This window comes from Streptomyces sp. 2A115, assembly GCF_052245575.1.
Lineage (GTDB): Bacteria > Actinomycetota > Actinomycetes > Streptomycetales > Streptomycetaceae > Streptomyces.
The window spans coordinates 52232-65500 of sequence record NZ_JBQQCG010000027.1; the positions used below are offsets into that span (position 1 = coordinate 52232).

9 protein-coding genes are annotated in these 13269 nt (G+C 68.7%); 6 read left to right on the top strand and 3 right to left on the bottom strand.

Annotation, left to right across the window (positions count from 1 at the left end; genetic code table 11):
• Window positions 1-161: 161 nt before the first annotated feature.
• Complete coding sequence (locus ACTWQR_RS23760; RefSeq protein WP_443229154.1) at window positions 162-2240, bottom strand: glycoside hydrolase family 31 protein; 2079 nt, start codon at window positions 2238-2240, stop codon at window positions 162-164.
• A gap of 122 nt (window positions 2241-2362) precedes the next feature.
• Complete coding sequence (locus tag ACTWQR_RS23765; protein ID WP_443229155.1) at window positions 2363-3376, bottom strand: LacI family DNA-binding transcriptional regulator; 1014 nt, start codon at window positions 3374-3376, stop codon at window positions 2363-2365.
• Between the two features lie 323 nt (window positions 3377-3699).
• On the opposite strand from ACTWQR_RS23765, the gene ACTWQR_RS23770 reads away from it, so the two are divergent.
• The 4 genes from ACTWQR_RS23770 (at window position 3700) to secA (ending at window position 9990) form a co-directional block, all read left to right on the top strand.
• Window positions 3700-4506, top strand: coding sequence for a GH12 family glycosyl hydrolase domain-containing protein (locus ACTWQR_RS23770; protein WP_443229156.1), 807 nt, complete (start codon window positions 3700-3702; stop codon window positions 4504-4506).
• Window positions 4507-4642: 136 nt separating this feature from the next.
• Window positions 4643-6589 carry an acyl-CoA dehydrogenase family protein gene (locus tag ACTWQR_RS23775; RefSeq protein ID WP_443229157.1) on the top strand — a complete coding sequence of 649 codons (1947 nt, stop codon included), beginning with the start codon at window positions 4643-4645 and terminating at the stop codon, window positions 6587-6589.
• A gap of 102 nt (window positions 6590-6691) precedes the next feature.
• Window positions 6692-7177: a hypothetical protein gene (locus ACTWQR_RS23780; protein WP_443229158.1), complete on the top strand. Its 486-nt coding sequence runs from the start codon at window positions 6692-6694 to the stop codon at window positions 7175-7177.
• Between the two features lie 35 nt (window positions 7178-7212).
• Complete coding sequence (secA, locus tag ACTWQR_RS23785) at window positions 7213-9990, top strand: preprotein translocase subunit SecA (protein ID WP_443229207.1); 2778 nt, start codon at window positions 7213-7215, stop codon at window positions 9988-9990.
• Between the two features lie 18 nt (window positions 9991-10008).
• Here the strand turns inward: secA and ACTWQR_RS23790 are convergent, their stop codons facing one another.
• On the bottom strand, window positions 10009-10458 hold the full coding sequence (locus ACTWQR_RS23790) for a lamin tail domain-containing protein (RefSeq protein WP_443229159.1): 450 nt from the start codon (window positions 10456-10458) through the stop codon (window positions 10009-10011).
• A gap of 193 nt (window positions 10459-10651) precedes the next feature.
• On the opposite strand from ACTWQR_RS23790, the gene dxr reads away from it, so the two are divergent.
• On the top strand, window positions 10652-11932 hold the full coding sequence (gene dxr / locus ACTWQR_RS23795) for a 1-deoxy-D-xylulose-5-phosphate reductoisomerase (RefSeq protein ID WP_443229160.1): 1281 nt from the start codon (window positions 10652-10654) through the stop codon (window positions 11930-11932).
• Entirely contained in the window at window positions 11929-13233 is a 1305-nt protein-coding gene (locus ACTWQR_RS23800) for a M50 family metallopeptidase (protein ID WP_443229161.1), read from the top strand. Before dxr ends, ACTWQR_RS23800 begins: the two co-directional genes overlap by 4 nt.
• Window positions 13234-13269: the final 36 nt, after the last annotated feature.

Below are 13269 nucleotides of genomic sequence, written 5' to 3' on the forward strand. Positions count from 1 at the left end.
GCGTTGGGCTCCGCAGGGGGCGCGGTGTGGCAACTGCGCGCCGGTTGCGGCTGGTCGCTCCCCCACTCTCGGCTTCGCTCGAGCGGGGCCCCCATCGCGGCGGAGCAGCAAATGTCACAGCCCCGCGCCCCTTACGGAGCGCCCTTGCGGGGCGGGGCGCGCTACTCCGTTACCGGAAGTCGCGCCCCGTCCCGCAGGAACAGCGGGATGCGGTCCAGGGGAGCGTCGACCGTCACGGCGGCGCCTCCCTCGTACGTCTCGCCGGTCCACGCGTCCGTCCAGCGCGCGCCCGCCGGGAGGTAGGCCGTACGGGCCGTCGCCCCCGCGGTGAGCACCGGGGCGACCAGGAGGTCGGGGCCGAACAGGTACGAGTCGTCCACCGACCAGGTCGCCTGGTCCTCGGGGAACTCCAGGAACAACGGGCGCATGACCGGCAGTCCCTCTTCGTGGGCCGCCCGCATGACGTCCAGCACATACGGCTTCAGGCGCTCGCGCAGCCGCAGGTACTGCTCCATGATCGCGCCGGCCTCCTCGCCGTACGACCAGACCTCGTTCGGGCCGCCGGTCATCTCCGGGCCGAGCGGCATGCCCGGGTCGCGGAAGCCGTGCAGGCGCATCAGCGGGGACAGTGCGCCGAACTGGAACCAGCGGATCATGACCTCGCGGTACGCCGGGTCGTCCGGGTCGCCGCCGTGGAAGCCGCCGATGTCGGTGTTCCACCAGGGGATGCCGGAGAGCGAGGTGTTGAGCCCGGCCGCGATCTGGCGGCGCAGGGTCGCGAAGTCCGTGCCGATGTCGCCCGACCACAGGGCGGCGCCGTAGCGCTGACTGCCCGCCCAGGCCGAGCGGTTGAGCGTGACGACCTCGGTCTCACCGGTCGCCAGCATGCCCTCGTAGAAAGCGCGGGAGTTCTCGCGCGGGTACATGTTGCCGACTTCGAGGCCCGGGCCCGCCCAGTAGCGCAGGTTCTCCTGAAAGCCCGGCTTCAGCTCCGGCTCGCAGGCGTCCAGCCAGAAGGCCTTGATCCCGTACGGCTCGAGGTAGTTGTCCTTGACGCGTGACCACATGAAGTCGCGCGCCTCGGGGTTCGTGGCGTCGTAGAAGGCCACCTGGACCGTGGAGGCGACCTCCTTGTCGGGCCAGTCGGCGTGCGCCATCGGGCCGTACTGCGTGCCGATGAAGTAGCCGCGCTGCTCCATGAGCTGGTGGTTCTCGGAGAGCGGGGACACCGACGGCCACACGCTCACCACCAGCTTGATGCCCAGTTCCGTGAGCTCCTGCTGCATCGCCGCCGGGTCGGGCCACTCCGCCGGGTCGAACTTCCACTCGCCCAGGTGCGTCCAGTGGAAGAAGTCGCAGACGATGGCGTCGATCGGCAGGCCGCGACGCTTGTACTCCCGTGCCACGGCGAGGAGTTCGTCCTGGGTTCGGTAGCGCAGCTTGCACTGCCAGAAGCCCGCGGCCCACGCGGGCAGCATCGGCGTACGTCCCGTCGCCGCGCTGTAGCGGCGCTGGGCGTCGGCCGGGTGGCCCGCGGTGATCCAGTAGTCGATCTGCCGGGCCGAGTCCGAGACCCAGCGCGTGCCGTTGCCCGCGAGCTCGACGCGGCCGATGGCCGGGCTGTTCCACAGGAGGGTGTAGCCGCGGCTGGAGGTGAGCACCGGGATGGTCACCTCGGCATTGCGCTGTACGAGATCGAGGACGGCGCCCTTCTGGTCGAGCAGCCCGTGCTGGTGCTGCCCGAGCCCGAACAGTTTCTCGCCCTCGTACGCGGCGAAGCGCTGCTCCAGGCGGTGGTAGCCGTTGCCGACCGGGGTGTAGAGGCGCGGGCCGGGCCACCAGAAGTGGGCGCGCTCCTCGGCGAGGAGTTCGGAGCCGTCGTCGGTGCGGACGAAGCGGACGAGACCCTCGGCGTTGACCTCGACGGTCAGGGCGCCGACGGTCAACTGCCCGTGCCCGTCCTCGATCTTGATGGCAGCCTCGGTGGCGGGCGCCTCGTCGAGCAGCGCGCCCGGCAGGCCCTCGACGACCGGCCCGCCGAGCCGCGCCCGGACCCGGACCGCGTCCGGCCCCCACGGCTCGATGCGTACGGTCTCCTGGCGGCCGCTCCACTCCAGGGCGCCGTCGCGCTCGCGGAACGTGCCGATGGTGGGGGAGGACTGGGCGAGGGTGACGGCCCCCTGACCGTGCTTTCCTGGCCGGCCGTGCTGTCCGGTCTGGTTTTCGGCGGGCTGATTCACGAGGGGAGCTCCTGAAGGAAGGAGTGGCGACAGGACCCGGCGACGCGGCTCTGGCGGGCCGGGACAGGTAGGGGTGATCCAACGCCCGTGCGGTGTGCGGAAGTTGGTGTGGAACGGCCGGTTCAGGGAGCGGCCGGGGCCGGCCCCGTGCTCGCCCGTACCGTCAACTCGGGTGCGATGAGCACCACTTCGTCCTTGCCGTGCCCTTCGAGCTTGGCGATCAGATGCTCCACGGCGTGCCGGCCCATCTCCTGTGCGGGGATGGCGACCGAGGTCAGCCGCACCGAGGCCTGCGTGGCGACCTGGTCCGGGCAGATCGCGATCACCGACACGTCCTCGGGCACGGCCCGGCCCTGCTGGCGCAGCAGCGCGAGCAGCGGCTCGACTGCGGACTCGTTCTGCACGACGAAGCCCGTGGTGCCCGGGCGCTCGTCGAAGACCCGGGCCAGCGTGAGCGACATCGCGTCGTAGCCGCCCTCGCACGGGCGGTGCAGCACCCGCAGGCCCAACTCCCTCGACCGGGACCGGAGTCCGTCGAGGGTGCGCTCGGCGAAGCCCGTATGGCGCTCGTAGACCGCGGGCGCCTCCCCTATGACAGCGATGTCACGGTGACCGAGCATCGCGAGATGCTCGGCGCACAGCGCGCCCGTCGCGCCGAAGTCGAGGTCGACGCAGGTCAGCCCGGAGGTGTCGGCGGGCAGTCCTATCAGCACGGACGGCTGGTCCGTGCCGCGCAGCAGTGGCAGCCGCTCGTCGTCGAGTTCGACGTCCATCAGGATCATCGCGTCGGCGAGCCCGCTGCCGGTGACCCGGCGTACGGCGTCGGGGCCCTCCTCGCCGGTGAGCAGCAGCACGTCGTACCCGTGGGTGCGCGCCGAGGTCGCCACCGCTATGGCGATCTCCATCATCACGGGTACGTACATGTCCGTGCGGAGCGGGATCATCAGCGCGATGATGTTGGACTTGTTGCTTGCCAGCGCCCGGGCGCCCGCGTTGGGGTGGTACCCGAGCTCCTGGATGCTCTGCTCGACCCGCTGCCGGGTGCCCGTGGAAATGGACCGCTTGCCGCTGAGGACATAGCTCACCGTGCTGGCCGAGACTCCGGCGTGCTGGGCGACCTCGGCGAGGGTGACCATCCAGCTCTCCAAGCATTGTGTGAAGCGCTTCGACAGTGCGCATTGCGGATAAGGGGGGAGTGTGGGGTGGCTCGACAGTAGCTTGGCGGCGGGTGGGTGTCCATAGGTTGTCGAAGCGCTTCGACTCCGGCGGTTTGGCCGGGTGCCCATGGGGGTGGGAGCGTGTTGTTGGGCGGGTGCGGGCTCATGGGGGCTTGTCGTGCAGTGCCGCGCGCCCCTGGTGGGTGGGGCTTCGCCCCGACACACCATAGGGAACAGCGGCAACCTTCTGGCTCTCGGTGGCGACCAGGACGCGTACGTACCGCCCCCGGAAGGAAACACCGATGCAGCACAGACGCCCCCACCTCACCCGCAAGGCGAAGATCGCGACCGCCGGCGTCGTCGCCCTCGCGGCCGGCGCGTCCGTCACGGTCGCGATGGCCGGTGAGGAGGCCAAGAAGTGCGGGGCCTTCGCGACGGTCACGATGGGCAAGTATTACGTCAACAACAACCTCTGGGGTCAGGACGACGGCACAGGCACCCAGTGTGTCTGGGACACCTCGCGCAGCGGCGACACCATCGCGTGGGGCACGGACTACGACTGGACGAGCAAGCCCGGCAAGGAGAACGCCGTCAAGTCCTACTCGAGCACGGTGCTCGGCTGGCACTGGGGCTGGAAGGTCGACAAGGCGTCCACCGAGCTCCCCGTCCGGGTCGGTGACCGCAAGCCGGTCAGGACCAGCTGGGAGTTCTCCGTCAGCTCGGACCCGGGCACCATGAACGTCGCGTACGACCTGTGGCTGCACAGCAAGAACACCGCCGACTGGCAGGACCAGCCCACCGACGAGATCATGGTGTGGCTCAACCGTCAGGGCGGCGCCGGCCCCCTCGGATCGAAGGTCGGCAGCGTCAGTCTCGGTGGCGCCATGTGGGACATCTACGAGGGCGACATCGGCTGGAAGGTGCACTCCTTCGTCCGGCGGGCCAACACCACGAAGGCCACCCTGAATCTCGACGACTTCACCCAGGCACTCGTACGGCGGAAACTGCTCAGCAACGACAAGTACATCTCGGGCATCGAGTCGGGCACCGAGGTGTTCCGCGGCTCCGGGCGGCTCGACACGAAGTCGTACTCGGTGGACATCGGCTGAGAGGAGTAGAGGCGGGGGAGGGAAGGCGTCAGCCGAACGGCGCGCGAGGACTGGTGGGGGCGCCCGGAATCGGGTACATACGATCGAGTAGCACCGGTGAGTAACGTACCGTCCCAAGATCCCTATTCGCGGCGAGGTGAGCCTCTTGTCCGCAACACCCAACCAGCCCGCTGTCACCGAACGTGAGGCCCGGCAGGTCGCCGAGGCCGCGCGAGAGCAGGACTGGCGCAAGCCCAGCTTCGCCAAGGAGCTGTTCCTCGGCCGCTTCCGGCTCGATCTGATCCATCCGCACCCCATGCCCCCCGACGAGGACGCGCAGCGCGGCGAGGAGTTCCTCGCCAAGCTGCGGGACTTCTGCGAGACGAAGATCGACTCGGCTCGCATCGAGAGGGACGCGCGGATCCCCGACGAGACGCTCAACGGGCTCAAGGAGCTCGGCGCCCTCGGCATGAAGATCGACACCAAGTACGGCGGCCTCGGTCTGACGCAGGTGTACTACAACAAAGCGCTCGCCCTGGTCGGCTCGGCGAACCCCGCGGTCGGCGCACTGCTGTCCGCGCACCAGTCGATCGGCGTACCGCAGCCGCTGAAACTCTTCGGCACGCAGGAACAGAAGGACGTCTTCCTGCCGCGCTGCGCCCGCACCGACATCTCCGCGTTCCTGCTCACCGAGCCGGACGTGGGCTCCGACCCGGCCCGGCTCGCCACCAGCGCGGTACCGGACGGCGACGACTACGTCCTCGACGGGGTGAAGCTCTGGACGACCAACGGTGTCGTCGCGGACCTCCTGGTCGTGATGGCGCGGGTGCCGAAGTCCGAGGGCCACAGGGGCGGCATCACCGCCTTCGTCGTGGAGGCCGGGTCGGAGGGCGTCACGGTCGAGAACCGCAACGCCTTCATGGGCCTGCGCGGCCTGGAGAACGGTGTCACGCGCTTCCACCAGGTCCGCGTGCCCGCCGCGAACCGCATCGGCCCAGAGGGGTCCGGACTCAAGATCGCCCTCACCACGCTCAACACCGGGCGGCTCTCGCTGCCCGCCATGTGCGTCGGCGCGGGCAAGTGGTGTCTGAAGATCGCCCGCGAGTGGTCTGCCGCACGCGAGCAGTGGGGCAAGCCGGTGGCCTTCCACGAGGCCGTGGGCGCCAAGATCTCGTTCATCGCTGCGACGACCTTCGCCCTGGAGGCCGTACTCGACCTGTCCTCCCAGATGGCCGACGAGGACCGCAACGACATCCGTATCGAGGCCGCCCTCGCCAAGCTGTACGGCTCCGAGATGGCCTGGCTGATGGCCGACGAGCTGGTCCAGATCCGCGGCGGCCGCGGCTTCGAGACCGCCGAGTCCCTCGCCGCCCGCGGCGAGCGGGCCGTACCCGCCGAGCAGATCCTGCGCGACCTGCGCATCAACCGCATCTTCGAGGGCTCGACCGAGATCATGCACCTGCTGATCGCGCGCGAGGCGGTCGACGCGCACCTGTCCGTGGCCGGCGACCTCATCGACCCGGAGAAGTCCCTCCAGGACAAGGCGAAGGCGGGCGCGAACGCCGGCGTGTTCTACGCCAAGTGGCTGCCCAAGCTGGTGGCGGGCCCCGGACAGCTCCCGCGCTCGTACGCGGACTTCCACCCGCCGGGCCACGCCGACCTGTCCGGTCACCTCCGCTACGCGGAGCGCTCGGCCCGCAAGCTCGCCCGGTCCACCTTCTACGCCATGTCCCGCTGGCAGGGCCGGATGGAGACCAAGCAGGGCTTCCTCGGTCGGATCGTCGACATCGGCGCCGAGCTGTTCGCGATGAGCGCGGCCTGTGTGCGCGCCGAGCTCCTGCGCTCCACGGAGGATCACGGCCGCGAGGCCTACCAGCTCGCCGACGCCTTCTGCCGCCAGTCCCGCATCCGGGTCGAGGAACTCTTCGGCCGCCTGTGGTCCAACACGGACGAGCTCGACCGCAAGGTGGTCAAGGGCGTGCTGTCCGGCACGTACACCTGGCTGGAACAGGGCATCGTCGACCCCTCCGGCGAGGGACCGTGGATCGCGGACGCGACACCGGGACCGAGCAAACGGGAAAACGTCCACCGCCCCATTCGTTGACGTTCTCCCCAGAGGCGTGCTGCTGTCCCCGGCGTCATTCGGCTGCTTGCCGCACCGAAAAGGTGCGTCAACAATGGGCGGAATGGCGAACGGGGACAGCAGATGCGCCACGGGGTCGGGGAAGAATACAATCAAGGAGTTTCCGTCCAGCTGACACGTGCCCGCGGCGAGGCATGGCGCCGGCTCAACGAGACGGATTTGGTACAGGCGTTGCGGACGGTGCGCAATGAGGTTCTTCCGCTGGCCGAGAAACTGCGCCAGAGTGCGCCGGAGACCTTCGAGTCCCACCGGGACGCGCTCGCGGTGCTGCTGAACGAATGCGCGCTCGCCCTGGTCGACGAAGTACCGAAGCCGCCCGTGGCCTCCTTCGATCCGGTGCGGATCCGGAGAATCGATCTCCGGGACGTCGATGCCCTGCTCGATGCGGGGCGGCCGGGCGAGCGGCCCGTCATCCAACAGCTCTTCCGCAGTGCGCTCGAAATGGTCGAGGACCCCGTACTGCGTGAGGTGATCAAAGCGAATCAGCAAGGCATCCACATTCTCCAGCGAGCCAATCGCTGGATACGGATGCTTGAGGACGTGCTCTAGCCCTACCGGGCCGAGGGGGAATTTCCGTGGCCACTATGGAGCGCATCACCGGCAGGATCATGCGGGCCGGCGAGGGAAGAATCCTGCGCAAGCTGGAGCGCATAGCCGAACAGGTCAACTCCCTTGAGGAGGAGTTCAAGGAGCTGACCGACGAGGAGCTCCAGGCCCTCACACCCGAGTTCAAGGAGCGGTACGCGGGCGGCGAGAGCCTCGACGACCTGCTGCCTGAAGCCTTCGCCGCCATGCGCGAGGCCGCGCGCCGCACGCTGGGGATGCGCCACTTCGACGTACAGATTATGGGCGGGGCGGCCCTCCACCTCGGCAACATCGCCGAGATGCAGACCGGTGAGGGCAAGACCCTGGTCGCGACCCTGCCCGTCTACCTGAACGCCCTGACCGGCAAGGGCGTCCACCTCGTCACGGTCAACGACTACCTCGCCCAGCGCGACGCCGAGTGGATGGGCCGCGCCTACCGCTTCCTCGGCCTGACCGTCGGCGTCGTCAGGACGCAGTCGACCCCGGCCGAGCGGCGCGCGCAGTACGCCCGCGACATCACGTACGGCACGAACACCGAGTTCGGCTTCGACTACCTGCGCGACAACATGGCCTGGTCGAAGGACGAACTCGTCCAGCGCGGCCACCACTTCGCGATCGTCGACGAGGCGGACTCGATCCTGATCGACGAGGCGCGTACGCCGCTGATCATCTCCGGCCCCGCCGACCAGCCGACGCACTGGTACGAGGCGTTCTCCAGGATGGTCACGCGGATGCACGGCGTCGCCGTCCAGGAGGAGAACTTCACCACCCCGGCCGACAAGGACCGCCTCGCCGACCTGCGGGCCACCCACGAGTACGAGTACGACCCGAAGAAACGCACCGTGTCGATCCTGGACCGCGGAGTGGAGTTCCTCCAGGACCAGCTCGGCATCGACAGCCTCTACGAGTCCGACCACACGCCGCTCATCGGCCACCTGAACAACGCCCTCAAGGCCAAGGAGCACTTCAAGAAGGACAAGGACTACGTCGTCGTCGACGGCGAGGTCCTCATCGTCGACGAGCACACCGGCCGCATCCTCGCCGGCCGCCGCTACAACGAGGGGCTGCACCAGGCGATCGAGGCGAAGGAGGGGGTGACGGTCAAGGACGAGAACCAGACGCTCGCCACGATCACCCTGCAGAACTTCTTCCGCCTGTACGAGAAGCTGGCCGGCATGACCGGTACCGCCATGACGGAGGCGGCCGAGTTCCACCAGATCTACAAGCTGCACGTGGTGCCGATCCCCACGAACCGGCCGATGGCCCGTGCGGACGACCCGGACCAGATCTACCGGAGCGTGGCGGCGAAGTACACGGCGATCCTGGACGACATCGCCGAGAAGCACGAGAAGGGCCAGCCGGTCCTCGTCGGCACGACCTCCGTCGAGAAGTCCGAGATCCTCGCCGCGCTGCTGAAGAAGCGGGGCATCCGGCACGAGGTCCTCAACGCGAAGAACCACCAGCGCGAGGCGCAGATCGTGGCGCAGGCCGGCCGGAAGGGCGCGGTCACCGTGGCCACCAACATGGCGGGCCGCGGCACCGACATCATGCTCGGCGGCAACCCGGAGGCCATGGCGCTCGCGGAGCTGGCCGGGCGAGGCCTCACGCCGGAGGAGAACCCGGAGAAGTACCAGGCGGCGCTCGACCGGATCACCGAGTCGGTCGCTGCCGAGCACAACGAGGTCGTGGCGCTCGGCGGGCTGTACGTCCTGGGCACCGAGCGGCACGAGTCGCGCCGCATCGACAACCAGCTGCGCGGCCGCTCCGGCCGCCAGGGCGATCCCGGCGCCTCCCGCTTCTACCTCTCCCTCGAAGACGACCTGATGAGGCTGTTCCGCGCGCAGGTCGTCGAGCGCGTGATGTCGATGGCGAACGTCCCCGACGACGTCCCCATCGAGAACAAGATGGTCACCCGCGCCATCGCCTCCGCCCAGTCCCAGCTGGAGCAACAGCACTTCGAGTCCCGAAAGGACGTGCTGAAGTTCGACGAGGTGCTCAACCGGCAGCGCACCCTCATCTACGCGGAACGCCGCCGGGTCCTGGACGGCGAGGACCTGCGCGAACAGATCATCCACTTCATGGACGACACCATCCGCGCGTACATCACCGAGGAGACCGCGGAGGGCTTCCCCGAGGAGTGGAACCTGGACCGGCTGTGGGGCGCCTTCAAGCAGCTCTACCCGATCCGGCTCACCGTCGAGGACGTCGAGGACGCCGTGGGCGACCGCGCCGGCCTCACCGCCGACGACCTGATCGAGGCCGTCACCGACGACATCCACGCCCGCTACGAGGAGCGCGAGGCCGAACTCGGCGCGGACGCCCTGCGAGACCTGGAGCGCCTCGTCGTCCTCTCGGTCCTCGACCGCAAGTGGCGCGAGCACCTCTACGAGATGGACTACCTCCGCGACGGCATCGGCCTGCGCTGGACCCTCGGCCGCGAGCCGATCATCGAGTACGAGCGCGAAGGCTTCGACATGTTCACCGCGATGAACGACGCCATCAAGGAGGAGTCCGTCGGCTACGTCTTCAACCTGGACGCCTCCGGCAAGGCCACCGGCGGCCAGGAGGCCCTTGAAGCGGGCCCCCGCACCGACGGCCTGCACTTCAGCGCGCCCACCCTGGACACGGCCGAGGGCGTGGTCGAGGGCGAGTTCGTACCGGCCGACGCGGTCCCGTCGGTTCCGAAGTCCTCGAAGCAGACCGTCACCGACAGCAGGCCTCCGCACGGCGGCGCCCGGCCCAGCAAGTCCAAGGCCCGACGCCGCCGCAAGCGGTAAGCGCGTCAGCAGTACCGGTCAGCAGTACTTGTCGCTGGGATTCCGCGTCGTCCACGAGCACGCGTCGACGCGGCTCCCGCTCGCCTTGCGGAGCGTGGCCGTGTCGCTGGTGTTGTTCCACACGTACGCGCGGCGGTTCTGGTACTTGTTCGCCGCCGTGTCCGTGCCCTGGCCCGTACGCACCTTCATGGTGCTGCCCGCCTTGATCTTCACGTCGCGGAAGGTGTAGCGGTGGTTCGAGGCGTCCACCAGCGTCCAGTTCTTCAAGGAGATCGACGCGGAGCTGGTGTTCTTGATCTGCACCCATTCGGCGTTCAGGCTCGTGTTGGACCGGGTGTCCGAGCCCGGGCTGTCGAAGTAGACGCGGTAGATGATCACCCCGCCCGCCGCCTGCGCCGGAGTGCTGAGAAACGTGCCGGTCAGAGCCACGGCGCCGGCGAGCGCGGGCAGGGCAGTGCGTATCCGCATGAAGGTCCCCCTGGGATGTGGATGTCGTCCCCCTGGCCGGTCGTCCACCGGCCAGGGGTGAATTCCTATCACGCGGTCTTCACGCGTACTTCACAAATCAAGACACGACCTTGTCGGGTGACACATGGTGACAAGTGACCCAGGAATGGGACACCCTGTCCGGCCGGAGACCCATTGCGGCAACAATGGGGGAATGAGCGACAGTCCAGCCCCCCTCGCCGATCCGCATCTCGTCTTCGATCCCGTGGGCGGAGTACGGGATGTGGTGATCCTCGGCTCCACCGGGTCGATCGGCACCCAGGCCATCGACCTCGTGCAGCGCAACCCCGACCGCTTCCGGGTCACCGGGCTCTCCGCCGCCGGCGGGCGGATCGGACTGCTCGCGGAGCAGGCCCACCGGCTGCGCGTCCAGACGGTCGCCGTCGCGCGCGAGGACGTCGTACCGGCGCTGCGCGAGGCCCTGTCCGCGCAGTACGCGGCGGGGGAGCCCCTCCCCGAGATCCTCGCCGGAGCGGACGCCGCCAGCCAGCTCGCTGCCTCCGAGTGCCACACCGTCCTCAACGGGATCACCGGCTCGATCGGCCTCGCCCCCACCCTCGCCGCCCTCGAAGCGGGCCGCACCCTCGCGCTCGCCAACAAGGAGTCGCTCATCGTCGGCGGCCCTCTGGTGAAGGCGCTGGCCAAGCCTGGCCAGATCATCCCGGTCGACTCCGAGCACGCGGCCCTCTTCCAGGCCCTGGCCTCCGGAACCAGGCCTGACGTACGCAAGCTGGTCGTCACCGCCTCCGGCGGCCCCTTCCGGGGACGTACGAAGGCCGATCTGGCCGGCGTCACCCCCGAGGACGCCCTCGCGCACCCCACCTGGGCCATGGGCCCGGTCATCACGATCAACTCCGCGACCCTCGTCAACAAAGGGCTTGAAGTCATCGAGGCGCACCTCCTCTACGACATTCCCTTCGAACGGATTGAGGTGGTCGTGCATCCCCAGTCGTATGTCCACTCGATGGTGGAGTTCACGGACGGATCGACGATCGCCCAGGCGACGCCCCCCGACATGCGCGGGCCGATCGCCATCGGGCTCGGCTGGCCTGAGCGTGTCCCCGACGCAGCGCCCGCCTTCGACTGGACGAAGGCGTCGAGTTGGGAGTTCTTCCCGCTCGACAACGACGCGTTTCCGTCGGTGGGGCTCGCCCGGCACGTCGGGAAGCTCGCGGGCACGGCCCCGGCAGTGTTCAATGCGGCCAACGAGGAGTGCGTGGACGCGTTCCTGCACGGCACTCTGCCGTTCAACGGCATCATGGAGACCGTCACGAAGGTCGTCGCCGAACACGGCGCGCCCCGTACGGGAACCTCGCTCACCGTCGCGGACGTCCTCGAAGCGGAGACCTGGGCACGCGCCCGGGCCCGCGAACTGACAGCGCAAACGACAACGCAAGCGACTACACAGGCGACAACCGCGGAGGCTCGTGCATGACGACCCTGATGACGATCCTCGGCATAGTCGTCTTCGTGATCGGCCTGGGCATCTCGATCGCCTGGCACGAGCTGGGCCACCTGTCGACCGCGAAGCTCTTCGGCGTCCGCGTGCCCCAGTACATGGTCGGTTTCGGCCCGACTCTCTGGTCGCGCAAGAAGGGCGAGACCGAGTACGGGATCAAGGCGATCCCGCTCGGCGGCTACATCCGCATGATCGGCATGATCCCGCCAGGACCGGACGGCAAGCTCGAGGCCCGCTCCACCTCGCCGTGGCGCGGCATGATCGAGGACGCCCGGGCGCAGTCCTTCGAGGAGCTCCGGCCCGGCGACGAGCACCGTCTCTTCTACACGCGCAAGCCGTGGAAGCGCGTGATCGTGATGTTCGCCGGCCCCTTCATGAACCTGATCCTGGCCGTCGCGATCTTCCTCGGCGTGATGATGACCTTCGGCGTCCAGACCCAGACCACCACGGTCGGCAAGGTCTCCGACTGCGTCATCGAGCAGAGCGAGAACCGTACGAAGTGCGCCCAGGGCGACCAGGACGCACCCGCCAAGGCCGCAGGCCTCAAGCTCGGCGACAAGATCGTCGCCTTCAACGGTGAGCCCGTCGAGGACTGGTCCACCCTCCAGGCCGACATCCGCTCCAACCCCGGCAAGGACGTCACCCTCACCGTCGACCGAAAGGGCGAGCGGCTCGACCTGAGCGCCCACCTGATCCGCAACCAGGTCAGCAAGACCGACGGCAACGGCGGCTATGTCGAGGGCAAGTACGTGTACGCAGGCTTCCTCGGCTTCACCCCCGCCTCCGGCATCGTCCAGCAGGGCTTCGCGGATTCCGTGGACCGCATGGGCGACATGATGCAGAACGGCGTCGAGTCGCTGGTCAACCTGCCCTCCAAGATCCCCGCCCTGTGGGACGCCGCCTTCAGCGACGGCGAGCGCGAGGCGGACTCCCCGATGGGCGTGGTCGGCGCGGCGCGCGTCGGCGGCGAGGTCTTCACGCTCGACATCCCGCCGGAGAACCAGATCGCGATGATGCTGTTCCTCGTCGCGGGCTTCAACCTCTCCCTGTTCCTCTTCAACATGCTCCCGCTGCTGCCGCTCGACGGCGGGCACATCGCGGGCGCCCTGTGGGAGTCGCTGCGGCGGAACACGGCGAAGGTGCTGCGCCGGCCGGACCCCGGTCCGTTCGACGTGGCGAAGCTGATGCCCGTCGCTTATGTGGTGGCCGGGATCTTCATCTGCTTCACGCTCCTGGTGCTGATCGCGGACGTGGTTAACCCGGTGAGAATCTCCTAGTCATACGGAGTTTGTGGCGGCCAGGCATCCTTTGAG

Bases quoted from the DNA above. Each gene is read 5' to 3' on its own strand.
- ACTWQR_RS23790 (WP_443229159.1), bottom strand. From the start codon at position 10,458: ATGCGGATACGCACTGCCCTGCCCGCGCTCGCCGGCGCCGTGGCTCTG.
- ACTWQR_RS23765 (WP_443229155.1), bottom strand. From the start codon at position 3,376: ATGGTCACCCTCGCCGAGGTCGCCCAGCACGCCGGAGTCTCGGCCAGC.
- ACTWQR_RS23780 (WP_443229158.1), top strand. From the start codon at position 6,692: ATGCGCCACGGGGTCGGGGAAGAATACAATCAAGGAGTTTCCGTCCAG.
- ACTWQR_RS23770 (WP_443229156.1), top strand. From the start codon at position 3,700: ATGCAGCACAGACGCCCCCACCTCACCCGCAAGGCGAAGATCGCGACC.
- ACTWQR_RS23800 (WP_443229161.1), top strand. From the start codon at position 11,929: ATGACGACCCTGATGACGATCCTCGGCATAGTCGTCTTCGTGATCGGC.
- dxr (WP_443229160.1), top strand. From the start codon at position 10,652: ATGAGCGACAGTCCAGCCCCCCTCGCCGATCCGCATCTCGTCTTCGAT.
- secA (WP_443229207.1), top strand. From the start codon at position 7,213: ATGGAGCGCATCACCGGCAGGATCATGCGGGCCGGCGAGGGAAGAATC.